This is a genomic window from Pseudomonas sp. SWRI18, from assembly GCF_014268345.1.
Lineage (GTDB): Bacteria > Pseudomonadota > Gammaproteobacteria > Pseudomonadales > Pseudomonadaceae > Aquipseudomonas > Aquipseudomonas cedrina.
Genome location: NZ_JACCQQ010000019.1, coordinates 43,999 through 68,786, shown reverse-complemented (window position 1 = coordinate 68,786; position 24,788 = coordinate 43,999). Strand labels below are relative to the sequence as shown.

Here is a 24,788-nt window from a genome sequence, read left to right as displayed (position 1 = left end):
GACATAACGCTTGGTCAGACCTCATTATTCGCCGACGCTGATCTTCAGGCCGGCCGCTATAGCAAAGGGTGTCAGGGTTACCGCCAGGGCGGTCAGGCTACCAAGCCACAGGAGGTAACCGGTCGCCGGCATGCCCATGAGCGCGGCTTGCAAAGCGCCGCTGCCCAGGATCAACACCGGGATATACAAAGGCAAGATCAGCAGGGCCAGCAGCAGGCCACCGCGCTTCAAACCCACGGTCAATGCCGCACCCACCGCGCCCAGCAGGCTCAGGGTGGGCGTGCCGAGCAGCAACGACAGGAGCAACACCGGCAGGCACTCGGTGGGCAACCCTAGCATCATCGCCAGCAACGGCGAGAGCAGCACCAGCGCCAGCCCGGAAAAAGCCCAGTGTGCCAGTACCTTGGCCAGTACCAGAAGTGGCAGGGGGTGCGGCGAAAGGACCCACTGTTCGAGGGAACCGTCTTCGAAATCGCTGCGAAACAGCCCGTCCAGCGAGAGCAATACCGATAACAGCGCCGCGACCCACACCAGTCCAGGAGACAAGGTTTGCAACAGTTTAGTCTCCGGCCCCACCGCCAACGGGAACAACGCAATCACGATGGCAAAGAATACCAGCGGGTTGGCCAACTCGGCCGGGCGACGACACAGCAGGCGGGCCTCACGGGCAACCAACAGACCGAACACACTCACGGCAACCACCGCCCCAGGTCCAGGTCACGGTAACCGGCGGGCACGCGGGCCAGGGTGTGGTGGGTGGTAAGCACCACCAGGCCGCCCTGCTCGCAGTGTCGGGCCAAATGTTCTTCCAACTGGGCGACGCCGTGTTTGTCGAGGGCCGTGAAAGGTTCGTCGAGAATCCACAGCGGCGGTCCCGGCAAGTACAAACGCGCCAGGGCCACGCGGCGCTGCTGGCCGGCGGACAGGGTGTGACAGGGAACGTCTTCGAAGCCCTTGAGGCCGACGGCGGCGAGGGCCTGCCAGATGGCATCACGGGACGCGCGATGATGCAGGGCGCCAAGCCAACTGAGGTTCTCTTCGGCGCTCAGCACGTCCTTGATACCGGCGGCGTGGCCGATCCAGATCAAGTTGCGCGCAAGTTCCGTGCGCTGTTGGTCGAGGGGCTTGCCGTTGAGTCGAACCTCACCGGCCGTCGGCTGCATCAAGCCGGCCAGCAGGCGCAGCAAACTGGTCTTGCCGCTGCCGTTGGGGCCGCTGACTTGCACCATGTCGCCGCCGGCCAGCCGCAGCTCGAGGTGCTCGAACAGCAGGCGCAGGTCGCGTTCACAGGAGAGCGCTACGGCTTCAAGAAGAGGGCTGGTCAAGAGATCGCGGGCCTTTACGGTTCAAGTCGGCGGTGCAGCGGCCGTTATAGAAAGAAGCACAATAACGGCTTTGGCGACCGATTTTAGAGAGCTGGATCAAATAGTTGTGAGGTTTTTAGCGCTCTCTTTGCAGACGGGCGGCATTATACATGCGATGCCCTACGCTAAAGAGGGCAATTTCCCCTGAGACGATGCGCACGATGACCGGCGAGATCAACCTTCCTACGCTCCCTCCCACGCCGGCCGCCGGGCAGGCGCCCGCGCCCGCGGCAGGTGCCTTGCTCAAATTGCTGGAGCCGCAGATCGGCTTGATTGACCCCGGGAAAACCGCAAATGCCGAAGTCATCGCCCTCAAGCAAGGCGGTGAAGCGTTTCAACTGTTGCTCAAGCTGACCCTGGAAGGCGGCCGCCAGACCCTGGTGCAGGCCAGCAGTGCCCAACCCTTGCCGCTGGGCAGTAACGTGGCGGTGAGCCAGACGCCCGCCGGCAACCTCACCCTCAGTCTGCAACAGGCGTTGAGCGCGAATGTGGCGGCCCTCACGCGCATCGATACCGCCAAGATACCGGAAGGCACTCTGCTGCAAGCCAAGGTGCTGACCACCCAGATGTTGCCCCAGGGCAGCGCGCAACCGGCGATCTACCGGTCGCTGGTGACGGTACTCAATAACGCCCTGGCCGGGGCGACGCTGACGCTGGAAAGCCCGCAACCCTTGCGCGTGGGCAGTCTGCTCAGTGCCGTGGTGCAGAACGCGCAGACCCTGAATTTCGTGCCGTTGAGCGGGCTCAAGGATCAATTGGCAATCACGCAGCAACTCTCCACCCAGCAAAGTCGCCAAGGTTCGCTGGATGCGGTGTTCACTGCACTGCAGAACCTGCCGCGCGGCGACAGCACCTCCGCCGACCTGCGCGCCGCCGCCGACCGTTTGCTGGCGGCGTTGCCGGACCTGGCACAGGTGAGCAACCCCAAGGTGCTGGCCCAAGTGATCCAGAACAGCGGGGCCTTCCTGGAGGCCAAATTGCTCGCAGGGCAAAATCCGCAAGTACCACCATTGGACATGAAAGGCGCCTTGTTGCGCCTGGTCGCCGATCTGGTGCCCGCCCTGCCCGCCAGCACTAACCTGAATGCCATCCTCGCCGCCAACACGCTGGCGCAGATGTTGCCCAATTTTGTCCGCAGCCCGCTCAATACCCTTGGCCAAGTCAGCGCACGCCAGGCGCCGGTCAGCTTCCCGCTGCCCGAGCGACTGATGGGCAAGCTGGAAGGCGAAGGCGACCTGGAAAACCTGCTGCGCCTGGCTGCCGGGGCGATCTCGCGGTTGCAGAGTCATCAGCTGTCGAGCCTGGAGCAGACCGGCACCACCGCCGACGGCCGCCTGCAAACCACTTGGCAATTGGAGATTCCCATGCGCACCCTGCAAGACATCGTGCCATTGCAGGTCAAGTTCCAGCGCGAAGAACCCGCGCCGGACAAGGACCAGCCCGAACGCAAAGACAAAAAGGACGTCAAGCAGATGCTCTGGCGCGTCGAGCTGGCCTTCGACATGGAGCCGCTGGGGCCGTTGCAGGTCCAGGCGCAACTGAGCCAGGGGAAACTGTCGAGCCAGCTGTGGGCCACTCGGCCGTTCACCGCCAGTTTGATCGAAAGCCACTTGGGCAGCCTGCGCGAACGCCTGGTGACGTCGGGCCTCAACGTCGGCGATCTCGACTGCCACCTCGGCACCCCGCCACGCGGGCCAAAAACCGGGTTGGAGCAACGCTGGGTGGATGAAACCGCATGAACAACGCCAACCCACCGCGCCAGGCGATTGCGCTTAAATACGATGAACAACAAGCCCCGACCCTGACGGCCAAGGGCGATGACGCCCTGGCCGAAGCGATCCTGAAGCTGGCGCGGGAAAACGAAGTGCCCATCTACGAAAACGCCGAGCTGGTGAAGCTGCTGGCGCGGATGGAACTGGGCGACAGCATTCCGGAAGAGCTGTACCGCACGATTGCCGAGATCATCGCGTTTGCGTGGACGTTGAAGGGCAAGTTCCCGGTGGGGTATGACCCTAACGCCGCGCCGGTGGAGCGCGACGTGACCGAATGTGGGGATGATTACTGAGTTTTATCGGACTCACATCGATCCGACTGTGGGAGCTGTCGAGCTTCAGCGAGGCTGCGAAAGCGGTGGGTCAGGCGAAAAAAATGCCAGCAGTGCCGCCGCCTTCGCAGCCTCGCTGGGGCTCGACAGCTCCCACATTTTGAACCGAGTTCGACATGAATACCGGTCGGCTCTAAGGCCGCCGCGCTTTGTTTTTGATCTTGATCTGGGGCGCCCCGTCAACCACGCTGGCCGTAATTCGATATTGATTTGGGGGGTAAACCGGCAGGACGCCGGTTTAGCCGCCCCGCGCCATGGATGGCGCGTGGCGGCGGCCCCCCAAATCAATGTCGGATTACGGGCATGCCGAGCCTAGGCGAGGCACCGAGTGGTGGGGCGAAGCGTTTTTGGTTACTTTTTGCGCTCTTCAAAAAGTGACCCGCCGTAAGGGCGGAACCCTAAGCCGCCGTTACCGCAGCAACGGATATGTACTCGGTCAAACCCAAAAAAAACGGTCGGCCCGAAGGCCGCCAAGCAAGCTCCTCGCCACACACCGTTGAAAGTTGTGTAGATACCCATGCTGCGATAGCCCTAGGTCCCTAAAACTTTAAAAGGTTGAAAGTCTCCTGTAGGCACCCAGCTCCCACTTTGGAGGTGCAGGGTTAGTTGAGTACTTCACTCAGGGGAATGAAGTTGACCCGGTCGCCGACCTCCAAAGTCGTCCCTTCCAGCACTTCCACAAACCCCTCCGCCCACGCTGCACTCCTCAGCACGCCCGAACTCTGGTTGCGGTAGATGATCGCCTTGCCTTGCTCGATGCGCCCGCGCAGGTACTCGCGGCGGTTGCCCGGCTTGGGCCAGGCGAACCCCACCGGCACTTCAAAGCGCAGTGGCTCGACGTCTTGCACGCCTTGGCGACGCAGCAGATAAGGGCGCGCCAGCAGGGCGAACGTCACCAGGGTCGACGCCGGATTGCCCGGCAGGCCGATCACCGGCACGCCACGGAAGTGGCCGAAGGTCAGCGGCTTGCCCGGCTTGATCGCCAGTTTCCACAAAGCCAGCTCACCCTCCTCACGCAGGGCGATACCGAGAAAATCCGCCTCGCCCACCGACACACCACCGGTCGACAGGATCAGGTCAACGCTGCCCAGCTCGGCCAGGCGTGTGCGAGTCTGTTCCAGATCATCAGGCAGGATGCCGGCGTCGACGACTTCGCAGCCCATGCGCGTGAGCCATGTACACAGCACTCGTCGGTTGCTGTTGTAGATCTGGCCGGGGCCCAGCGGCAAGCCCGGCTCGATCAGCTCGTCGCCAGTGGACAGCACCGCCACGCGTGGGCGGCGGACTACCTCCAGGCGGTCACGGCCAAGTGAGGCGGCGAGGCCCAGTTCGATCGGGCCCAGGCGCGTGCCGGCCGACAAGACACATTCGCCGACAGTGGTTTCCTGGCCCTGGGGACGTATGTTCTGGCCCGCCCGCAACGGCTCGGTAAAGCCCACGCGCTCGTCAGCGTGAACCACGGCGTTTTCTTGCATTTGCACACAGTCGGCCCCTTCGGGTACCGGCGCGCCGGTGAAGATGCGCGCGCAGGTGCCTGCGGCCAATGGCAGCGGTACAGCGCCTGCGAAGATGCGCTGGCTGACCACCAGCGGCTCGCCGCTCCAGTCCGACAGGCGCAGGGCGTAACCGTCCATGGCGCTGTTCGGCCAGGGTGGCAGGTCGAGGGTGGAGATCAGGTCTTGCGCCAGGACGCGACCATCGCAGTCCGCCAGCGCCAGGGTTTCCCGCTCGCGGATCGGCGCGGCTGCGGCCATGGCCTGCAGTTGCTCCAGTGCGTCTTCGACCGGCATCAGCGCGCCGCTCTTGCCCGGCTTACCCACGGGATTCACAAGGCTCGGCCTGTTTGAGGTGCGGCACGAAGTTGCACGGGCGGTGGCGGTTGTCCAGTTGCTCGGCGAGGATGCCATCCCAACCGGTGCGCACCGCATTGGTGGAACCTGGCAGGCAGCACACCAGGGTGCCGTTGGCCAGGCCGGCCAGGGCGCGGGATTGCACGGTGGAGGTGCCGATATCGGCCACGGAAATCTGGCGGAACAGTTCACCAAAACCATCGACCTGTTTGTCCAGCAGGCAACTCACGGCTTCAGGCGTGCTGTCACGGCCGGTGAAGCCGGTGCCGCCGGTGATCAGCACCACCTGCACCACGTCTTCGGCGATCCAGTGGGCGACCTGGGCGCGGATCTTGTAGAGGTCGTCCTTGAGCAGCACGCGCTCGGCCAGCCTGTGGCCGGCGGCGGTCAGGCGGTCGACGAAGACCTGGCCGGACGTATCGGTTTCCAGGGTACGGGTGTCGCTGACGGTCAATACGGCGATATTCAGGGGTACGAAGGGCGCATCTGCCTTGGCGTTCATGGCACGGTCCGGTTGTCGAAGGAACAGCCCGATGTTATATCACAGGCCCCCCTTTTGCTGCCGCTGCGGAACCGCCATGCCTATCGATTCATCCCCCCTGCCCTGTTCGGTCCTGCTGCTGTCCGGTGGCCGCGGCCAACGCATGGGCGGCCAGGACAAAGGCCTGCTGGAATGGCGCGGCCAACCCTTGATCGCGCATTTACAGCGCCTGGTTCGGCCGCTCACGGATGACCTGATCATCTCCTGCAACCGCAACCCGCAACAGTACGCGGCGTATGCCGACCGGCTGGTGAGTGACGACAGCCCGGACTTTCCCGGCCCGCTCGCCGGTATCCGTGCGGGACTCGCCGTCGCGCGTCATGGGCACTTGCTGATTGTGCCGTGCGACGTGCCGAATCTCGACGACCGACTGCTCGCCGACCTGCGTGAGATGGCGCAGCAGCACCCGCTGCTGCCGGTGATGGTGCGCCATGGCGAGTTCTGGGAACCGCTGATCTGCATCATCCCGACCACCCTACGCGACGCGGTGGACAGCGCCTGGCACGCCGGTGAACGCAGCCCGCGCAAGCTCTTGCTGCAACTGGGCGGCGTGGGCCTTGAGTGCCCGGCGGACGACCCGCGCCTGGCCAACCTGAACACGCCGGCGCTGTTAAAGACGCGCTCGGGCGTGTCAGAATGAACCTCGCACAAGGAACTTTGTCGGCGCTCCACGCGTCACAAGGTCAGCATTTAAAAAGTATTCTCTCGGAGACACACCCATGACTCAACGGACCATCGCCGCTCTCATGCTTGCACTGGGCCTCGCTACCCTCGCCGGTTGCGCCTCGCCGACAGTGATCACCCTGAATGACGGTCGCGAAATCCAGGCCGTCGACACCCCGAAATACAACGAAGATTCGGGTTTCTACGAATTCGAACAACTTGACGGCAAGCGCACCCGCATCAATAAAGACCAGGTTCGCACCGTTAAAGACCTGTAGTGAGCGGGCTTGCCCCGCGCTGGGTGGCGAAGCCGCCCTAAACGGGACGCCGCGCAGTATCAGAAAGCCCCAGCTATCCGGTTAACCCAAGGCCCGCCTCGCGCGGGCCTTGTCGTTTCCGGCGCTTACCAGTCGAGGCTGATCCGGCTGCGAAAGACACGCTCGTGACCTGTGACCGGATCGATGAAGCGCACGCCCTGGGCCAGCAGTTTCAGCGGGTTGGCGTAGTCGTCCACGGCGTCCTTGATCACGTCCGGGTAGAACGGGTCATTGCAGATACTTGCGCCAAGCGCGGTCATGTGCACGCGCAACTGGTGCTTCTTGCCCGTCACCGGAAACAAGCCGTAGCGCCACAGGTTGCCGCTCTTTTCCCGCACCTCCACGGCCGTTTCGGTGTTGGCGATACCGTCGCCTTCCTGCATGCGAAAAAACGGTTCGCCATCGACCAGGCGGCTTTTATGCACCAGGGGAAACGTCAGGTCAGGCAAGGCCGGAGCGATGGCTTCGTAGAATTTATCGATCTTGCGCGTGGGAAACAGTTGTTGATACGCGGAACGACTGGCCGGGTTGGCCGAGAACAGCACCAGCCCCGCCGTATGCCGGTCGATGCGATGCAAGGGCACCAGCGACGGATTGTCCAGACGACGAATCAGGCGGCGCAGCAGAGTCTGTTCTACGTACTCACCGGCCGGTGTCACGGGCAGGAAGTGCGGTTTGTCCGCGACCACCAGATGCGCGTCGGCATACAGGATGGTCTCCTGCACCGGGATTACCTTCTCGTTCGGCACTTCCCGGAAGTAGTGGATGCACAGGCCTTCCTTGTAGGCCAGGTCCAGGGCAATCGGGCTGCCGTTGATGTCCAGCACCCGGCCTCGGGCGATACGGTCCAGCCAGTGCTCACGGCCAATCGCCGGGAAGTGTTCGCACAGGCAATCGAGCACTGTCGCCCAGGGGCCGGGCGGCAAATACAAGGTGCTGGCTTGGTGCCGGGAGGCGGAAAAACCGGATGTGGACATGAACCTGCTCGAACCTGGGAAAAAACTGGCAGGCATTATCCCGCATGGAGCGGGATTGAGCCTAGGGCCTATCTCAGGCCTTGAGCAACTCGGGCCGCAGGATCTTTGAGGCACTCGCGGCCTCGGTGAATTCCTTGAGCCAGCGCAATACGTCCACCGCTTCCCAGCGGCCCGGATCGTATAACGCGTACAGCAACCCCTGGTAACCCACCACATCCAGTTGCTTGTGATAGCCGGCGCGCTGGAACAGCGCCTCGATCTCGGCAAAGCAGGTATTGAAATGCACTTTGTTAAACGGCGTCTTGCCTTCCGTGACCAGGCCATCGAGGCGCAGCTCGTTCACCGCGTCGCGCACGACATCGGCGGACATGCGATTGACGCTGCTTTTCAGTTGTTCAACATTCACCACGGTCGTTCCCTCTATTCAATCGCTGTACAAACATACAGTAACGTAATATTCGGAAACCCGCCATCGCATAAATGTCAGCGCAGGAAGGCGACCACCTGCTCAGTGTCGAAGGGCCAGTCCAGTTCAGCACCGGTATCTACCCGGCGAAGCACCGGAATCCGCAGGCCGTAGACCTCGGTCAGGTCGTCGGGGTCGGTGATGTCCACCAGTTCCACCAGCAGGCCGTGTTCGACGAGCGGCATGACTTCGGCTTCGGCGATCTCACAAAGATGGCAACCCAGGGTGCCGAACAACTGGCATTCAGGAAGCATGGCGAATAGACCTGGTCAGAACGTAGGCAGACATTCTAAGCCCGCACAATACCTGTGGCGAGCGGGCTTGCCACAACAAGCCTGCCACACATAAACCCTGACCCACGTCACAATGGCCTATAACTGACTCAGCAATACTTGCAGGCTTTTGCCTGCCCCTTGCAATGGAGATGCGTGTGTTTGCCAACCTGCTGATCATTCTGGCCTCATCCCTGGTGGTGATTGCGCTGTTTCGCCGGCTGCAATTGCCACCCGTGCTGGGCTATTTGTGCGTCGGCCTGGCCGTGGGGCCCACCGCCCTGGACTGGGTGAATGACAGCGAAGAGCTGCCCGACCTCGCCGAACTGGGCGTGGTGTTCCTGCTGTTTTCCCTGGGCCTGGAGTTTTCCCTGACGAAGATGTTCGCCCTGCGCCGCGTGGTGTTTGGCCTGGGCAGTATGCAGGTGTTGGGGTGCGGGGCGCTGCTGGGGGGCTTGCTGATGACCCTGGGCGTAGCGCCGGGCATCGCCTTGTTGCTTGGGGCGGGGCTGGCGTTGTCCTCCACGGCCATCGTCAGCAAGGAGCTGAGCAGCCTGGGGGAGATCTTCAGCAGTCACGGCCAGAACGCAATTGGCGTACTGCTGTTCCAGGATGTGGTGGCAGTGCTGCTGCTAACCCTCGTGCCGGTATTTGCCGGCACCGGCGAGCAAGCCTGGTACATGGCGCTGCCGTTGACCCTGGGCAAGACCGTGGTGTTGTTTGTCGGCCTGCTGCTGGCCAGCCGCTGGCTGCTGCCGCGCTTATTCCGTGAAGTCGCCGCCTCCCATTCGGCGGAGCTGTTCGTGCTGCTGGCGCTGGTGATTGTGCTGCTGACGGCCTGGCTCACGCACTTGTTGGGGCTCTCCCCTGCCCTCGGCGCGTTCCTGGCCGGCATGCTGCTGGGCGAAAGCCACTACCGCCACCAGATCGAGGCGGATATCCGTCCGTTTCGCGACATCCTGCTGGGGCTGTTTTTCGTCAGTATCGGCATGCTGATCGACCTGCAGTTGTTCGTTAGCCACAGCCTGCTGATCCTCGGCCTGACCTTGACCCTGATGCTGGTCAAAGGCTGCGTGGTGGCAGCACTGGTCAAGTTGCGCGGCAGCGACGCCGAGACGGCCTGGCGCAGTGGCCTGGCACTGGCCCAAGGCGGCGAGTTCTGCTTTGCGCTGATGGCGCAGATGCAGCAGAGCCGGCTGATCCCCGACGAATTCAACGGCCTGCTGCTGGCCGCCACCTTCTGTTCGATGCTGCTGACCCCGCTGCTGTTGCGCGCCGCGCCGCGCATTGCCCTGCGTCTGCACCGCAAACCCAACCAGCAAGTGCAGTTGGAACACATCACCGCGTTGAATGCCGAGTTACGCGGGCACGCGGTGATCTGCGGCTATGGACGCGTCGGCCAATCCATCGGGCGTTTCCTGCGCAAGGAACAACAGGCCTTCATCGCCCTGGATGACGATCCGGAACGGGTTCAGGAAGCCGCCACCGAAGACAGCAGCGTGCATTATGGCGACTGCCGGCGGGGCGCCCTGCTGAGTGCGGTCGGCCTGGAACGCGCGCGGCTGGTGGTGATTGCGGTGGACAACACCGATGTGGCGCTGGTGGTGCTGAAGGAGGCGCGCCGGATCAACCCCCAGGTGCCGATCCTGGTGCGTACTCGCGATGACAGCCAACTGGCTGAACTGAAAGCCGCGGGCGCCACCGAAGTGGTACCCGAGCTGTTGGAGTCGAGCCTGATGCTCGCCTCCCATGCGTTAATCCTGCTGGGCCTGCCGGACCAACAGGTGCAGACGCGGGTCGATGAAGTGCGGCAGAACCGCTATCGCCTGCTGCACGGTTTTTACGCGCAACCGGACGACGAAGAACAGGCGCCGATCAATCCTGACTGACCGCGCCGATCTTGTGGATCGACAGGTCCGCACCGTAATACTCCTGCTCCTGGCTCAGGCGCAGCCCGGTGACGCGCTTGAGCACGCCGTACACCAGCAAGCCGCCGAGCAGCGCCACCAGCACGCCGAGGGCCGTGCCGATCAATTGGCTGATCAGGCTCACACCGCCCAGCCCACCCAGGGCGGTCTGGCCGAAGATGCCACAGGCAATGCCGCCCCACACGCCGCAGAGGCCGTGCAACGGCCACACACCCAGTACATCGTCGATCTTCCAGCGATCCTGTGCCGCGATGAAACACCACACGAACAACCCGCCGGCGACAGCACCGGTCACCAGCGCGCCCACCGGGTGCATCAGGTCTGAGCCGGCGCAAATGGCCACCAGCCCGGCCAGCGGGCCGTTGTGCAGGAAGCCCGGGTCATTGCGGCCGATGATCAACGCAGCGACCGTGCCGCCGACCATCGCCATCAGCGAGTTGACCGCCACCAGGCCGCTCACGCCGTTCAGGGTCTGTGCGCTCATCACGTTGAAACCGAACCAACCGACGATCAGGATCCACGAACCCAACGCCAGGAACGGAATGCTCGACGGCGCGAACGCCACCAGGCGCCCTTCGCGGTAGCGCCCATTGCGCGGGCCGAGCAACAACACCGCCGCCAGTGCCAGCCAGCCGCCCATGGCGTGTACCACCACGGAACCGGCAAAGTCATGGAAGCTGGCGCCAAAGGTCGCGAGCAGCCAGGCTTGCAGGCCGAAATTGCCGTTCCACGCCATGCCTTCGAAAAACGGGTAGATAAACGCCACGATCAACGCCGTGGCGCAGAGCTGTGGAGCGAACCTTGCACGTTCTGCGATGCCACCGGAAATGATCGCCGGGATCGCGGCCGCAAAGGTCAGCAGGAAGAAAAACTTCACCAGGCCATAACCATGGTCGGCGCTGATCACCGCAGCCGGTTGCATGAAGCTCACGCCGTAGGAGATCCAATAGCCTATAAAGAAATAAGCCAGGGTGGAGATGGCGAAGTCGCTGAGGATTTTCGACAGCGCGTTGACCTGGTTCTTCTGACGCACCGTGCCGACTTCCAGGAACGCGAAGCCGGCGTGCATGGCCAGGACCATGACCGCACCGATCAGGATAAACAGGGTGTTGGAGCTGTGGACGAGCGTGTCCACTGCACTTTGCAGAGTTTCCATGGAAGTTGGCAGGCCTGCAGTAAGGCAAAAAAGCACCAAAGCGGGTCAAGCCAGGTATTTGCGCACTAAATTGGCACCTGCGGCCCCACCCCTTTTCAGAGGGCGTGAACCGCTTTAGCGCAGCGATCAACACAACAGGCCGTTACCGACAGGGTTTTTCCGCGAGTTTGAGTTATTTAGGGTAAGGTTTTTCAAGGCTTGCTGCCCCACCGCCCGGATTCAGCGCAGACTCGTTGGCCCGCGCACCAAGGCGTAGCAAAAGCTGTACCAGACAATTGCACTGAACCTTCACCGAGCCCGGTGACTCGAAACCACTACATACCGATCAGCCAATCACGGAGATAACCATGGCCCGAAGCACTGCAAAGAACGCCCAGGAAATACTGATGGCGGATTTTCAAACCCTGGTGACTGACACCGAAAGGTTGCTGAACGACACCAAGGTACTCGCGGGCGACCAGGCCGATGAGCTGCGCGCCAAGATCCAGGAATCGCTGCTGCAGGCCCGTGAAACCCTGAAGTTGACTGAAGACTCCCTGCGCGAACGCGGCCAGGCGGCGGTCACCGCCACTGAAGACTACGTGCAGGCCAACCCTTGGCAGTCGGTGGGCATTGCCGCCGGCGTGGGCTTTTTGATCGGCCTGCTGGCCACAAGGCGCTAATACCATGTCTATCGGCGAATCCAGCTCGACCACGAGCTCAACCTCAAGGCGTCTGGGCGCGGCCGTGCTGGGCTTGCTGCACAGTCACGTCGAATTGTTTGGCATTGAATTGCAGGAACAGAAGGCCCGCACCGTCAGCCTGTTGCTGTTTGCCGGCCTGGCGCTGGTGTTTGCGCTGCTGTTGCTGGTGGGGTTATCGACGTTGGTGATGATCCTGGTGTGGGACACCGGCTACCGGCTGACCGGGATTATCTGCCTCTGCGTGTTCTATACCCTGGCCGCCGCGTTCTGCGGGGTGCGCTTGAAAGCGGCGGTATTCGATGAGTCCACGCCTTTCCACGCCACCCTCGAAGAATTGGCCAATGACCGGGAGCGCCTGCTGCCATGAGCTCGAATGAAAACCAGCAAACCTCCCGCCGAGAAATGCGCAAGGCTTTGATTCGCCTGCGCATGGAAATGCACCGTCAGGAGATCCGCCACGAGTCCCAGCAGTTGATGCTGCCGCTGAACAAGGTGCGCAACATGGGCCAGAGTCTGCAGGGCGGCCTGGGCATCAAGCACGCGCCGCTGTGGGGCGTGGCCGCCGTGACCCTGATGGGCTTCTTCACGGGCAAGGGCGCCAAGGGTGGCGGCATCGGCGGCGTGACGCGCCTGGTGCGCCTCGGTGCCGGCTTGATCCCGCTGATCAAGTTGGCCATGCAGGGCACTTCGCGTAAGAGCTGAGCGTACTGGCTGCATTCTTGCTAACAGAACTGGCCCGGCCCTCGTTTTCGAGGGCCGGGTCTTTTTTTCGCCACCTCTCTTAAGGAGGCCCCGTGATCGACGGGCAACCGCTCGCCTGCTTCCAACCGTTTATCGACACCGCCACGGGCCGCATCGCCGGCGTCGAGGCCTTGGGCCGCCTGCGCCAGGCGGATGGCCGCTTGCAGTCCGTCGGCCCGCTGTTCGCCGACCCACGCACCCCAGGTGTAACCTTGCGTCGCCTCGACCGGCAGATCCGCGACAACGCCTTGAGCCGCTTGCACGAAGCGCCTGAAGACTGGTTCATGAGCCTGAACATCTCGCCACGCTGGATCAACCGGCTACGCCCCGGCCAGGCGCTGCCGAGCCTCAAGCAAATCCACAGGCACCGCGTCGATCCGCGGCGCATCGTGTTCGAGATCACTGAACTGGGTGGCGACATCCAGCGGATGGCTGACGTGGTGGCGCGTTACCGCGAAGCCGGCGCGCGCATCGCCATCGACGACTTTGGCGCCGGTTATTCCCAACTCGACCGGGTACTGGCATTGCAGCCGGATATTCTCAAGCTGGACATGCGCCTGTTCCAGGACGCAGCCCGCGGCGGGCCTGGCAGCGAAGTGGTGCGGGCCCTGGCGCAAATGGCCGAGAAGACCGGCTGCTGGATCATCGCCGAAGGCGTGGAGACCGAAGCGCAGTTGAGCTTTGCCCTGGAGTGCGGCGCGCGCTATGTGCAGGGCTATCTGTTTGCCCAGGCCCGGTTGGACTGGTTCGCCACCGACGCCTTCGTGGCACGTTTCGCCCAGTTGCGCACGGTCTACGTCCAGCAAAAGCTGGCAGAGCGCGGGCGCATCATGCAACTGCGCCAGCAATTGGCCGAGCTGATGACTATCCTGCAAACCTGGGCCCAGGCACAGGCGCCGCTGAGCCAACTGCCGCATCTGCCGGCGTTTCCCTGGCTGCTGCGCTTCTACCAGTGCGACCGGCATGGCACCCAACTGACGCCTAACTTCGAATGGCACCAGGACGCCTGGCAGGCCGACAGCCGCTACCTGGGCCACAACTGGTCGTGGCGCCCCTACTTTTATCACCTGCTGGCCGAAGGTTGGGAGGAGCGCCGCCTGAGCCTGTCCTCGACCTACCGCGACGCGACCACCAACCGGTATTGCCTCACCGCCGGACAATTCTTCGAAAACGGTCAGCGTTTGCTCTTAATCGATATCGACGCGGCCGGGTTGTAGATTTTCGCTTGCCCAGGCCGCGCTGAACCGGGAAGCTGGGAGGGTCATTCACCCTACGGAGAGCATCCGCCTTGGATTGGCCCACCCTGCTGACCCGCGAACGTCTTGGCAAACCGCTGCACAGCCCGGAAGAACTGGGACGTAGCCCGTTTCACAAAGACCACGACCGTATTATCTTCTCCGGCGCGTTTCGTCGCCTGGGCCGCAAGACCCAAGTGCACCCGGTCTCCAGCAACGACCATATCCATACCCGCCTGACCCATTCCCTGGAAGTGAGCTGCGTAGGCCGCTCCCTCGGCATGCGCGTCGGCGAGACCCTGCGCGGCGCCCTGCCCGACTGGTGCGACCCGAGCGACCTGGGCATGGTGGTGCAATCGGCCTGCCTGGCCCATGACATCGGCAACCCGCCGTTCGGGCACTCCGGTGAAGACGCCATTCGCCACTGGTTCCAGCAGGCCGCAGGACGTGGCTGGCTGGATGACATGAGCAGCGCCGAGCGCAACGATTTCCTCAACTTCGAAGGCAACGCCCAGGGCTTTCGCGTGTTGACCCAGCTCGAATACCACCAGTTCGACGGCGGTACGCGGCTGACCTACGCCACCCTGGGCACGTACCTGAAATACCCCTGGACCGCCCGGCATGCCGATTCCCTGGGCTACAAGAAACACAAGTTCGGCTGCTACCAGAGCGAGCTGCCGATCCTCGAGCAGATCGCTCACAAGCTCGGCCTGCCGCAACTTGAAGAACAACGCTGGGCCCGGCATCCGCTGGTGTACCTGATGGAAGCGGCGGACGACATCTGCTACGCCCTGATCGACCTGGAAGACGGCCTGGAAATGCAGTTGCTGGAATACGCCGAAGTCGAGTCGCTGCTATTGGACCTGGTGGGCGATGACCTGCCCCAGACCTATCGCCAACTCGGCGCGCAGGATTCGCGGCGACGCAAACTGGCGATCCTGCGCGGCAAGGCCATCGAGCATTTGACCAACGCGGCGGCGCGGGCCTTCGTCGAGCAGCAGGATGCCTTGCTGGCCGGCACGCTGCCCGGCGATCTGGTGGAACACATGCACGGCCCCGCCAAACGCTGCGTTCTGGATGCCAAGGACATGGCGCGCAAGAAGATCTTCCAGGACAAGCGCAAGACCCTGCACGAAATCGGCGCCTACACCACGCTGGAAATCCTCCTGAACGCTTTCTGCGGCGCGGCACTGGAACAGCACGGCGGGCGCACGCCGTCGTTCAAGAACCGCCGCATTCTCGACTTGCTGGGCAACAACGCACCAAACCCTGAGTGGCCGCTGCACGCTTCGTTCCTACGCATGATCGACTTCATCGCCGGCATGACCGACAGCTATGCCACCGAAATGGCGCGGGAAATGACCGGACGTTCCAGCCCTCAATAAACGAGCACCATCAAGCCGCCTGTCTCCTCTAAGGAATCCACCTACAAAGGGAACAGAGCGGCCTGATCGAATTCGCACAAACACACGATGAATAATCACGCACGCTCCCGGCGACCCTGGCGACCTGTTCCTACGCGCCCTCCCTCGACGCTTGACTCACCGTGTGGCCCCCAATGCCCAGCTATCCGCTTCGTATCCTGTTGGTGGAGGATCATCCCTTTCAACTCCTCGCCACCCAGTGCCTGCTGAGGAGCTTCGGCTTCGCAAGGCTGACCCCGACCGAAAACGCCGAGCAGGCAATCTGTGCCATGGCGCAGGCCGAGGTACCCTTCGACATTATCCTGTGTGATCAATGCCTGCCCGACCTGCCGGGACTCGAACTGATCGAGATCGCCAGCCGCAGGCGCTTTACCACGACCGCCATCCTGCTGAGCGGATTGCCGGCGGCTGAACTCGCCAGTTTGATAAACCAGGCCGTCGATCGTGGCCTGCCACTGCTCGGTTATTTATCGAAACCGCTGAACAGGGATGAACTGGCGCACTTGCTCTGCCCATTATTAAAGTTACGCCTGTAGGATTTAAACACTATTGCCCGACGAAAAGGGCCGGTACTGTCACCGTTAAATCCATGGCAGCCGCCTCTAACCCACTTCTTCCTCGAACACTGACCTATCGCTTCACGAAGCCTTAGCGACCAGTAGGCCATTACCTTTTTTACTGTAGGAATATTCCTGTTTTATACCTACTCCCCCCTGAGCTCATGCGCCTTACTCCGCTTCTGAGCTAATGTGCCCACTTTATTTTGCACTTGCACGGAATGTGACCATGAACACAGTTTTTATTATCGATGACCATCCGGTTATACGGCTTGCCATCCGAATGTTGCTGGAGCACGAAGGCTATAAAGTGGTCGGCGAAACGGATAACGGATGCGACGCCATTCAAATGGTCCGCGAATGCCTGCCGGACCTGATTATCCTGGATATCAGCATTCCCAAGCTGGACGGGCTCGAAGTACTCTGCCGCTTCAACGCGATGAACACGTCGATGAAGACCCTGATCCTGACGGCCCAGTCGCCCACGCTGTTCGCCACACGCTGCATGCGCTCGGGCGCCGATGGCTATGTGTGCAAGGAAGGCGACCTGAGCGAATTGCTCAGCGCCATTCGCGCGGTGTTGTCCGGTTACAACTATTTCCCCAGCCAGGCACTCACCACCAGCGGTATAGAGGGCGTGGAGTCCCAGGAACTTGAACTGTTCAAGTCCGTCAATGACCGGGAACTAATGGTATTACAACTTTTTGCACAAGGCCGCACTAACAAGGAAATTGCCAAAGGTATGTTCCTTAGTAATAAAACAGTGAGTACTTATAAAAAGCGGCTGATGCAAAAACTTCAAGCCAAATCCTTGGTAGACCTTATCGAGATGGCAAAACGAAACGCGCTAGTGTGAGAAAGTGGATGCCCAGCCGTATTAAGGACTACCTGATCATATTGAGTGCCAGTCTGTGCTTGAGCACCGTCGTGCTCGCGAACCAACCAACGGGCCCGGAATATCTCACCTTATTGAGCCGTTCAGGCTCGTTTCAACTGGACACCCACCTGAACAAGACCCAGCGTCAATGGCTGCAAAACAAGCGTGAATTGGTGCTGGGCGCCGCATCCCCTGACTACCCTCCCTTCGACCTCACCTCCAGCGGCCGCGACTATGAGGGCCTCACCGCCGATTACGCCGGCCTGCTGTCCAGGGCCCTGGCGCTGCCGGTGAAGGTGTTGCGCTACGCTTCCCGCAAGGATGCGATTCACGCTCTTGAAAGCGGGGAGATCGACCTGCTGGGCTCCTCCAACGGTTTCGAGGCGCAAAACCCGAACCTTACGCTGTCCGAACCCTACGCCGTGGACCAGCCGGTACTGGTCACCCGCGAGGGTGAGACGCGCAGCCTGGATGATGGCCTGGCCGGGATGCGCCTGTCGCTGGTCTACCACTACCTGCCCCTGAGCGAGGTGGAAAAACTGTATCCCAAGGCGATCATCCGCACCTACCCCTCTTATCAAAACGCCCTGAATGCGGTGGCATTCGATCAGGCCGACGTCTTCCTCGGCGATACCATTTCCACTCATTACATGATCAACAAGGGCTACCTGAAAAATATCCGCATGGCCAACTTCGGCAAGCACGAGGCCTACGGTTTCAGCTTTGCCATGCTTCAACACCAGCGCACCCTCCTGAGTATCGTCGACGCGGTATTGACCGCCGTGCCTGCCGCTGAGCGGGAGGCGATCGCCAAGCGCTGGAGCACCGGCAGCGACATCCTGCTGACCGCCGAGAAGCTGCAACTGACCCAACGCGAGGAGCGTTGGCTGAAGGACCACCCGGTGGTCAAAGTGATCGTGAACGAGACCTTCGCGCCACTGACCTTCTTTGATGCGGATGGCAACTTCCGTGGCATCACCGCCGACTTGCTCGAGCTGATTCGCCTGCGCACCGGGCTGCGCTTCGAGATGCAGCGAGGCCGAGACGTGAACGCGATGATCGAACAGGTCGACGCCGGCAACATCGACATCATCGGCGCAATCGTGCCCAGCGCTGAACGGGAAGCCCAACTGAACTTCAGCCGACCTTACCTGGAAAACTCCTATGTGCTGCTGACTCGCAATGAGCCCAATGCGCCGGCGAACCTGGAGCAAATGGCCGGCAAGCGCCTGGCACTCACCCCGGGCAACCCCCTGGAAGCCTTCCTGCGCAGCGACTATCCAGAGATCCAACTGGTCAAGGCCAGCGACACCTTCAAGGCGTCCGAACTGCTGGCCCAAGGGCACGTGGAAGGCGCGGTGAATTCCCTGGTGGTGGCCAACTATTTCCTGTCGTCCCAGGTGTTCCAGGACAAATTGCAGATCAGCAGCGGCATCGGCACCTTCCCCGCCACCTTTTCCCTGGCGACCGCGCGCGGTGCCACCGAGCTCAGCTCGATCCTCGATAAAGCCCTGCTAAGCATCGCCCCGGATGAACTGGGGGTGATCAACAGTCGCTGGCGAGGCTACACCTCGGCCTCCGATAGCTACTGGCGCAACTATCACCAACTGATCGCACGCATCATCATCGTAACCGGGCTGTTGCTGTTGATCTCCCTGGGCTGGAACGCCTACATGCGTCGCCAGATCAAGCACCGCAAAATGGCCGAACGCGCCCTCAGTGACCAGTTCGAATTCATGCGCGCGCTGGTCAACGAGACCCCGCACCCGATCTATGTGCGCGATCGAAACGGCTTGCTGCAGACCTGCAATGACAGCTACCTGCAGGTGTTCGACGTCAAGCGCGAGGACGTGATCGGCAAAAGCGCCATCCAGATGAGCGAGGCCCTGGAAACCGAAGCCGTTCAATATCACGACGATTACCAGCGGGTAATGAGCGAGGGCAACCCGCTGATTCTGGACCGCACCCTGCATATCCGCGGAAAAAAACTGACGATCTACCACTGGATCCTGCCGTACCGCGATTCCATCGGAGAAGTGCAAGGCATCATTGGCGGCTGGATCGATATCAGCGAGCGGCGCCAACTGTTCGACGAAATTCGCGCCGCCAAAGAGCGCGCCGACGAGGCCAACCGGGCCAAGAGCACGTTCCTCGCCACCATGAGCCATGAAATCCGCACGCCGATGAACGCGGTGATCGGCATGCTCGAACTGACGCTCAAGCGCGCCGACCAGGGCCATCTCGACCGCCCGGCCATCGAAGTGGCGTACAACTCGGCCAAGGACCTGCTGGAACTGATCGGCGATATCCTGGACATCGCACGCATCGAATCCGGGCGCCTGAGCCTGGCACCGGAGCGCGTCAACCTGCGCGAAGTCATTGAGTCGGTGGTGCGTGTCTTCGACGGCCTGGCGCGCCAGAAAACCCTCAGCCTGTCCCTTGAGTTCAAGCCCAACCTGGACGACACCGAAGTGCTGATCGACCCGCTGCGCTTCAAGCAGGTGCTGTCGAACCTGGTCAGCAACGCCATCAAGTTCACCGAGCGCGGCCAGGTGAAGATCAAGGTGGAGGTTTTGCCCACCGAGCAGGCGCAGCAGGTCGAGATGAAACTGGTGGTCGAGGACACCGGGATAGGCATCAGCCGAGATGATCAATTGCGCCTGTTCGAACCCTTTGCCCAGGCCGACAATTCCGGGCAGCTGGCCAGGAGCGGCGCCGGCCTGGGGCTGGTGATCTGCCGCAGCCTGTGCGCGATGATGGGCGGGCAATTGAGCCTGAGCAGCGTGCCCATGGTCGGCACCCAGGTGCACGTCAACCTGAACATGACGCGCTTGCAGCCGGAACAGCTACGGGTGGAACACACACCCTCGGCGCCCGCGACCGCACCGGTGCTCAATGTACTGGTGGTGGATGATCATCCCGCAAACCGCTTGCTGATGTGCCAGCAACTGGCTTACCTGGGGCACCAGTACACCGCCGCCCAGAACGGCGCCGCGGGTTTCCAGGCCTGGCGCCAGGAACGCTTCGACCTGATCATCGCCGACTGCAACATGCCCATCATGAACGGCTACGAGCTGAGCCGCTCGATCCGCGAGTACGAACAGCGTGAGCAACTGGCGCCCTGCGTGATCCTGGGTTTTACCGCCAACGCCCAGCCTGAAGAGAAGCAACGCTGCGCTGAAGCGGGCATGAACGATTGCCTGTTCAAACCCATCAGCCTTACGGCATTGGAGCGGCAATTGGCGCAGATCAGCCCTCAGCCCACCGATCTGAACCTGGACCTCGGCAACTTCGAGGCCCTGACCGGCGGCGATCCGCAATTGAGCCGGCGTTTGCTGGAAGAGTTGTTGAGCAGCAGTCAACATGATCGCCAGGAACTGACAGCCCTGCTTGAAGCCCATGCCCCGCTTCAGGAGATTGTCGAGCAGGCGCACAAGATCAAGGGCGCCGCGCGTATCGTCCAGGCGACGCCGCTCGCGGGGCAGTGTGAAGCGGTTGAACAGGCGTGCGCTCGGGGAGATGACTGGCTGCTGGTTGAAGCGGGTGTGAAGTGTCTGCAGAAGCTCATGCTGGAATTGGAGAGGTTACTGCGAGTGCAGCTTCATATGTTGGACTCACAGTAGTGAGCGGGCTTGTCGAATCGTCGCACCGCCCGCGCTGGGTGGCGAAGCCGCCCCAAAACCATTCACCGCGATCCTTCAGACAGAATGCGGTGTTCCGATTGGGGCGGCTTCGCCACCCAGCGCGGGGCAAGCCCGCTCACTACAGGGGTGTGGATATCCGTGCTTCAGCAATCGGTCAAACGCAGGAAAATCGCCGCCAGCTGTTCAATACCGGCCTGATCTTCAAGGGTAAACCGCCCCAGCGACGGGCTGTCGAGGTCAAGCACGCCAATCAGTTTGCCGTCCTTGACCAGTGGCACCACCAACTCGCTGTTCGACGCACTGTCGCAGGCGATATGTCCGGGAAATTCATGCACATCCTCCACCCGCTGGGTTTGCCGCGACGCAGCCGCCGCACCGCATACCCCGCGGCCGAAGGGAATGCGCACACAGGCGATCTGGCCCTGGAACGGTCCGAGCACCAATTCTTCGTTACGGTTGAGGTAAAAGCCGGCCCAGTTCAAGTCGTCGAGCTGGTTGAACAGGAACGCCGAAAACTGCGCGCTGTTGGCGATGAAATCGCGCTCATCGGCCAGCAGCGATTCCAACTGTGCGCAGAGCATGCCATAGCCTTGCAGGCCAGTACCGGCGGTTTGCAGGTCGATCATGGTTGACGCTCCAGCAATTTGAGGCCCACCCAGTAACGGGCGAATTGGTACGCGCAACGGCCGTTGCGGTTGCCGCGTCCGGTCGCCCAGCGCACGGCAAGGATGTCGAGGGCGTCGTCGCGCTGCCATTGCAGGCCGGCCTTGTTCGCCAGTTCGCCGATCCAGTGCTCCACCACGTCCAGGAAATGCTCCTGAGTAAACGGGTAGAACGACAGCCATAGGCCAAAACGGTCGGACAGGGCGATCTTGTCTTCCACCGCTTCGCTGGGGTGCAGCTCGCCATCCACGCGCTTCCAGTTGTCATTGTCGCTCTGGTTTTCCGGCACCAGGTGGCGGCGGTTGGAAGTGGCATACAGCAGCACGTTTTCCGGTGCCTGTTCGAGGGAGCCGTCGAGCACGCTCTTGAGCACGCGGTAATCGCCTTCGCCGGCCTCGAATGACAAGTCGTCGCAGAACAGGATAAAACGCTGCGGCAGCTTGAGCAGTTGCTCGACCACCCGTGGCAGATCGGCCAGGTGGTCACGCTCGATTTCGATCAGGCGCAAGCCGGCCTTGGCGTGCTGCGCCAGCAAGGCGCGCACCATGGAGGATTTGCCGGTGCCGCGCGAACCCCATAGCAGCGCATGGTTGGCGGGTAGGCCATCGATGAATTGCTGGGTGTTGCGCGCCAATGTTTCACGTTGCTTGTCGACACCGATCAAGTCGGACAGGCGCATGTCCAGGCTCACGTCCAGCGGTAGCAGGAAACCATTGCGCCCTTCACGTTGCCAGCGGGCAGCCAGGCACTGGTTCCAGTCGATGGCTTGACGGGGCGCGGGCAACCACGGCTCCAGGCGGGTGAGCACTGCATCGGCGCGCTCAAGAAAGGCACTCAATCGAGAATCCACGATTATTCCTCTGGCAAGTTTTTGCAAAAGATGGCGTATTGGCAACCCTGCGGCAGACCGCACAAGGCTGCGTAAAAAAAAACGATTCATGCCGGGCAAGCCAGAGCGTGTGGATGTTCAGCTATGCTTGCCGGGCGAAGGGAAACGTGAAGTGGTTCAACACTCGATGGATATCAAGTTCGCCCACCGCTTGTCTTATAAACAAGCCAGATTGACGGTGCTGGTCGGTTTCGTCTTGGGAACCTTGCTCAGCCTGATCCAGATCGGCATTGATTATGCCAGCGAAGACGCATCCATCAACCGCGAAATTCGCTCGCTGATCGAAATCAGCCACAACCCCGCGTCACGCATCGCCTACAACATCGACGCCGAACTGGCCCAGGAACTGACCCTGGGCCTGCTGCACTCCCCCGCCATCGTTCATGCCCAGATAATCGATAATAACGGCGTTGTACTCGCCGATGTCGAACGGCCGCGCCAGGAAAGCAGCTACCGCCCTCTCAGTGACTTTCTGTTTGGTGCCAACCGTCGATTTGAAGACCGCCTGTTCCTCAGCCACCTGCCCGGCGAGTCCCTCGGCATCCTGCGCCTGGACGTAGACACCTATGCCTTTGGCAGCCGCTTTCTGCGCCGTGCCGAGATAACCCTGCTCAACGGTTTCGTGCGCAGCCTGCTGCTGACCGGCATCCTGCTGGGCTTGTTCTACGTGATGCTGACCCAACCGCTGGTACGCATTATCCGTGAGCTGAGCAACCGCAAGCAGGCACGCCTGGATTGCCCGCCTGGCCACGAACACGACGAAATCGGCGTGTTGGTCAAGGTTGCCAACCAGCAGTTCGAAAACATGGAGACCGAGATCCAGCAACGCCGTCATGCCGAAGATCGACTGACCGAATACCTGGCGCAACTGGAAGACATCGTTTCGGCGCGCACCTTGGAGCTCAAGGCCAGCAACCAGCGGCTGAGCCAGTCCAACGACGAACTGGAAGCGGCAAAGATGCATGCAATAAGCATGGCCCAGGCGCGGGCGGCATTCCTGGCCAATATGAGCCACGAGATCCGCACCCCGCTCAACGGCCTGCTGGGGATGATCGCGCTGTCACTGGACAGCCCGCTCAATGCCGAACAGCGCCAGCAACTGTCCATCGCCCATGATTCGGGCAAGGTGCTGGTGGAATTGCTCAACGATATTCTCGACCTGTCCAAGTTCGACGCCGGCCAGTTGGAGCTGGAGCGCATCCCCTTCGATCTGGGCTCGCTGGTGGAAGACACCGCCAACCTGCTGTCACAAAACGCGGCGCCCAGCGTCGAACTGACCTGCCTGATCGACCCGCGGTTTCCCGCCCAGGTGCTCGGCGACCCGACCCGTGTGCGGCAAATCGTCAGCAATCTGTTGTCCAATGCGCTGAAATTCACGCGCTTCGGCCGAGTGGATGTGCGCCTCAGCGCGCTTGATGACCGGGTGCGCATCGAGGTCTGCGATACCGGTATCGGCATTGCGCAAGAGGCTCAGGTGAAGATCTTCCAGCCCTTCACCCAGGCCGGCGCCGGCATCACGCGCCAGTTTGGCGGCACCGGCCTCGGCCTGGCATTGACGCACAACTTGTGTGAAGCGATGAAGGGCCGGCTGAGCATCAGTTCCGAGGTGGGTTTCGGTAGCCAGTTCTGCGCCGACCTGCCGTTGGCGACGCATTTGCCTGCGGTACCACCGCCACCGCTCAAGGGTGAAGTGATCGTGATCACCAATGCCGGCAGCGGGCTGACCGAACTGCTCACTACCTTGCTGCCGCATTGGGCGCTGACACCCCGCTGCTACACGCAAGACGACGACCTGAGCGGGCAAAACCCAGACCTGCTGATCACCGACTGCCCCGAATGCCTGTTTCGCCTGCGGCCTTTTATCGGCGCGCCGATCCTGCTGGTGACCGCCTATGGCAATTTCATGCCCAGCGAAGAAGTCGCGGCACTGGCACCGTTACAGCAACAGGCGCGCCCATTGAGCCGCAACGCGCTGTATCAGATCCTGGAACGCAACTTGCGCAGCGATGCCCGACGGGTCCTTGATCCGATCCAGATAGAAGCCGCGCCACTGGCACACCGGGCCCGTATCCTGCTGGTGGAAGACAATCCGGTCAACCAACTGGTGGCCAAGGGCATGCTCAGCAAGCTGGGGTGTGAAGTGATCGTGGCCGCCCACGGTGGCGAGGCGCTCAGGTTTCTCGAAGACCAACGCTTCGACCTGGTGTTGATGGACTGCAACATGCCGGTGATGGACGGCTACGAGGCCAGCCGGCAGATCCGTCGCAGCGGGCGCTGGCCTGACCTTCCGATCGTCGCCTTGACCGCCAACGCGCTGTCCGAAGAGCGCGAACGGTGCCGGGCCGCGGGCATGAATGACTACCTGGCCAAGCCGTTTCGCCGTGAGGAACTCAGCGGCTTGCTGGAGCTGTGGGTGCCGAAGACGACAAGTCTCTGA

General features: G+C 61.9%; 24 protein-coding genes. 14 read left to right on the top strand and 10 right to left on the bottom strand.

Annotated features, from left to right (window positions below; all coding sequences use genetic code 11):
* Positions 1–24: 24 nt before the first annotated feature.
* Entirely contained in the window at positions 25–693 is a 669-nt protein-coding gene (gene ccmB, locus H0Z09_RS19900; RefSeq protein ID WP_076950518.1) for a heme exporter protein CcmB, read from the bottom strand.
* On the bottom strand, positions 690–1,325 hold the full coding sequence (gene ccmA / locus H0Z09_RS19895) for a cytochrome c biogenesis heme-transporting ATPase CcmA (RefSeq protein WP_076950448.1): 636 nt from the start codon (positions 1,323–1,325) through the stop codon (positions 690–692). The genes ccmB and ccmA overlap by 4 nt, the downstream gene beginning before the upstream one ends.
* Positions 1,326–1,525: 200 nt before the next feature.
* On the opposite strand from ccmA, the gene H0Z09_RS19890 reads away from it, so the two are divergent.
* Together H0Z09_RS19890 and H0Z09_RS19885 are read left to right on the top strand one after the other, a co-directional pair.
* Complete coding sequence (locus H0Z09_RS19890) at positions 1,526–3,103, top strand: flagellar hook-length control protein FliK (RefSeq protein ID WP_186692808.1); 1,578 nt, start codon at positions 1,526–1,528, stop codon at positions 3,101–3,103.
* A complete protein-coding gene (locus tag H0Z09_RS19885) occupies positions 3,100–3,429 on the top strand; it encodes an EscU/YscU/HrcU family type III secretion system export apparatus switch protein (RefSeq protein ID WP_186692805.1) in 330 nt (109 codons plus the stop codon). Before H0Z09_RS19890 ends, H0Z09_RS19885 begins: the two co-directional genes overlap by 4 nt.
* Before the next feature lie 641 nt (positions 3,430–4,070).
* Here H0Z09_RS19885 and glp read toward each other — a convergent pair.
* Complete coding sequence (gene glp / locus H0Z09_RS19880) at positions 4,071–5,297, bottom strand: gephyrin-like molybdotransferase Glp (protein ID WP_186692803.1); 1,227 nt, start codon at positions 5,295–5,297, stop codon at positions 4,071–4,073.
* Positions 5,281–5,820 (bottom strand): molybdenum cofactor biosynthesis protein B, encoded by a 540-nt coding sequence (gene moaB, locus H0Z09_RS19875; protein WP_076950445.1) that lies wholly within the window; start codon positions 5,818–5,820, stop codon positions 5,281–5,283. The genes glp and moaB overlap by 17 nt, the downstream gene beginning before the upstream one ends.
* Before the next feature lie 76 nt (positions 5,821–5,896).
* Between moaB and mobA the strand changes: the two genes are divergently transcribed.
* Both mobA and H0Z09_RS19865 read left to right on the top strand, forming a co-directional pair.
* The gene (gene mobA, locus H0Z09_RS19870; protein ID WP_186692801.1) at positions 5,897–6,499 is read left to right on the top strand and encodes a molybdenum cofactor guanylyltransferase MobA; all 603 of its coding nucleotides are present in this window, start codon (positions 5,897–5,899) and stop codon (positions 6,497–6,499) included.
* 79 nt (positions 6,500–6,578) lie between these two features.
* The gene (locus H0Z09_RS19865) at positions 6,579–6,800 is read left to right on the top strand and encodes a YgdI/YgdR family lipoprotein (RefSeq protein WP_010211805.1); all 222 of its coding nucleotides are present in this window, start codon (positions 6,579–6,581) and stop codon (positions 6,798–6,800) included.
* Between the two features lie 125 nt (positions 6,801–6,925).
* Here the strand turns inward: H0Z09_RS19865 and H0Z09_RS19860 are convergent, their stop codons facing one another.
* The 3 genes from H0Z09_RS19860 to H0Z09_RS19850 form a co-directional block, all read right to left on the bottom strand.
* A complete protein-coding gene (locus H0Z09_RS19860; RefSeq protein ID WP_186692799.1) occupies positions 6,926–7,816 on the bottom strand; it encodes a pseudouridine synthase in 891 nt (296 codons plus the stop codon).
* 73 nt (positions 7,817–7,889) lie between these two features.
* The gene (locus H0Z09_RS19855; RefSeq protein ID WP_076950442.1) at positions 7,890–8,225 is read right to left on the bottom strand and encodes a transcriptional regulator; all 336 of its coding nucleotides are present in this window, start codon (positions 8,223–8,225) and stop codon (positions 7,890–7,892) included.
* Positions 8,226–8,299: 74 nt separating this feature from the next.
* Positions 8,300–8,536: a glutaredoxin family protein gene (locus H0Z09_RS19850; protein WP_076950441.1), complete on the bottom strand. Its 237-nt coding sequence runs from the start codon at positions 8,534–8,536 to the stop codon at positions 8,300–8,302.
* A 170-nt stretch (positions 8,537–8,706) separates the two neighbouring features.
* Between H0Z09_RS19850 and H0Z09_RS19845 the strand changes: the two genes are divergently transcribed.
* A complete protein-coding gene (locus tag H0Z09_RS19845; protein ID WP_186692797.1) occupies positions 8,707–10,443 on the top strand; it encodes a monovalent cation:proton antiporter-2 (CPA2) family protein in 1,737 nt (578 codons plus the stop codon).
* On the opposite strand, the gene H0Z09_RS19840 is transcribed toward H0Z09_RS19845, so the two are convergent.
* The gene (locus H0Z09_RS19840; RefSeq protein WP_186692785.1) at positions 10,430–11,638 is read right to left on the bottom strand and encodes an ammonium transporter; all 1,209 of its coding nucleotides are present in this window, start codon (positions 11,636–11,638) and stop codon (positions 10,430–10,432) included. The two genes, H0Z09_RS19845 and H0Z09_RS19840, sit on opposite strands and share 14 nt — an antisense overlap.
* Before the next feature lie 347 nt (positions 11,639–11,985).
* Here H0Z09_RS19840 and H0Z09_RS19835 point away from each other — a divergent pair, with 347 nt between their 5' ends.
* From H0Z09_RS19835 to H0Z09_RS19800, 8 genes are all read left to right on the top strand, one after another.
* Complete coding sequence (locus H0Z09_RS19835) at positions 11,986–12,300, top strand: YqjD family protein (protein ID WP_076950439.1); 315 nt, start codon at positions 11,986–11,988, stop codon at positions 12,298–12,300.
* A 4-nt stretch (positions 12,301–12,304) separates the two neighbouring features.
* Positions 12,305–12,688 (top strand): phage holin family protein, encoded by a 384-nt coding sequence (locus H0Z09_RS19830; RefSeq protein WP_076950438.1) that lies wholly within the window; start codon positions 12,305–12,307, stop codon positions 12,686–12,688.
* Positions 12,685–13,023 (top strand): hypothetical protein, encoded by a 339-nt coding sequence (locus H0Z09_RS19825; protein WP_186692783.1) that lies wholly within the window; start codon positions 12,685–12,687, stop codon positions 13,021–13,023. Before H0Z09_RS19830 ends, H0Z09_RS19825 begins: the two co-directional genes overlap by 4 nt.
* Positions 13,024–13,115: 92 nt before the next feature.
* Complete coding sequence (locus tag H0Z09_RS19820) at positions 13,116–14,279, top strand: EAL domain-containing protein (protein WP_186692781.1); 1,164 nt, start codon at positions 13,116–13,118, stop codon at positions 14,277–14,279.
* A gap of 71 nt (positions 14,280–14,350) precedes the next feature.
* Positions 14,351–15,682: a deoxyguanosinetriphosphate triphosphohydrolase gene (locus H0Z09_RS19815; RefSeq protein WP_076950435.1), complete on the top strand. Its 1,332-nt coding sequence runs from the start codon at positions 14,351–14,353 to the stop codon at positions 15,680–15,682.
* A 173-nt stretch (positions 15,683–15,855) separates the two neighbouring features.
* Positions 15,856–16,257, top strand: a complete 402-nt coding sequence (locus tag H0Z09_RS19810; protein ID WP_186692779.1) for a response regulator — start codon at positions 15,856–15,858, stop codon at positions 16,255–16,257.
* Between the two features lie 250 nt (positions 16,258–16,507).
* Positions 16,508–17,134 carry a response regulator transcription factor gene (locus tag H0Z09_RS19805; protein WP_186692777.1) on the top strand — a complete coding sequence of 209 codons (627 nt, stop codon included), beginning with the start codon at positions 16,508–16,510 and terminating at the stop codon, positions 17,132–17,134.
* A gap of 8 nt (positions 17,135–17,142) precedes the next feature.
* Positions 17,143–20,778, top strand: a complete 3,636-nt coding sequence (locus H0Z09_RS19800) for a transporter substrate-binding domain-containing protein (RefSeq protein WP_186692775.1) — start codon at positions 17,143–17,145, stop codon at positions 20,776–20,778.
* A 164-nt stretch (positions 20,779–20,942) separates the two neighbouring features.
* On the opposite strand, the gene H0Z09_RS19795 is transcribed toward H0Z09_RS19800, so the two are convergent.
* The gene (locus H0Z09_RS19795) at positions 20,943–21,425 is read right to left on the bottom strand and encodes a GAF domain-containing protein (RefSeq protein ID WP_076950431.1); all 483 of its coding nucleotides are present in this window, start codon (positions 21,423–21,425) and stop codon (positions 20,943–20,945) included.
* Positions 21,422–22,312 carry an ATP-binding protein gene (locus H0Z09_RS19790; protein WP_076950430.1) on the bottom strand — a complete coding sequence of 297 codons (891 nt, stop codon included), beginning with the start codon at positions 22,310–22,312 and terminating at the stop codon, positions 21,422–21,424. Before H0Z09_RS19790 ends, H0Z09_RS19795 begins: the two co-directional genes overlap by 4 nt.
* Before the next feature lie 166 nt (positions 22,313–22,478).
* On the opposite strand from H0Z09_RS19790, the gene H0Z09_RS19785 reads away from it, so the two are divergent.
* A complete protein-coding gene (locus tag H0Z09_RS19785; protein WP_186692906.1) occupies positions 22,479–24,788 on the top strand; it encodes an ATP-binding protein in 2,310 nt (769 codons plus the stop codon).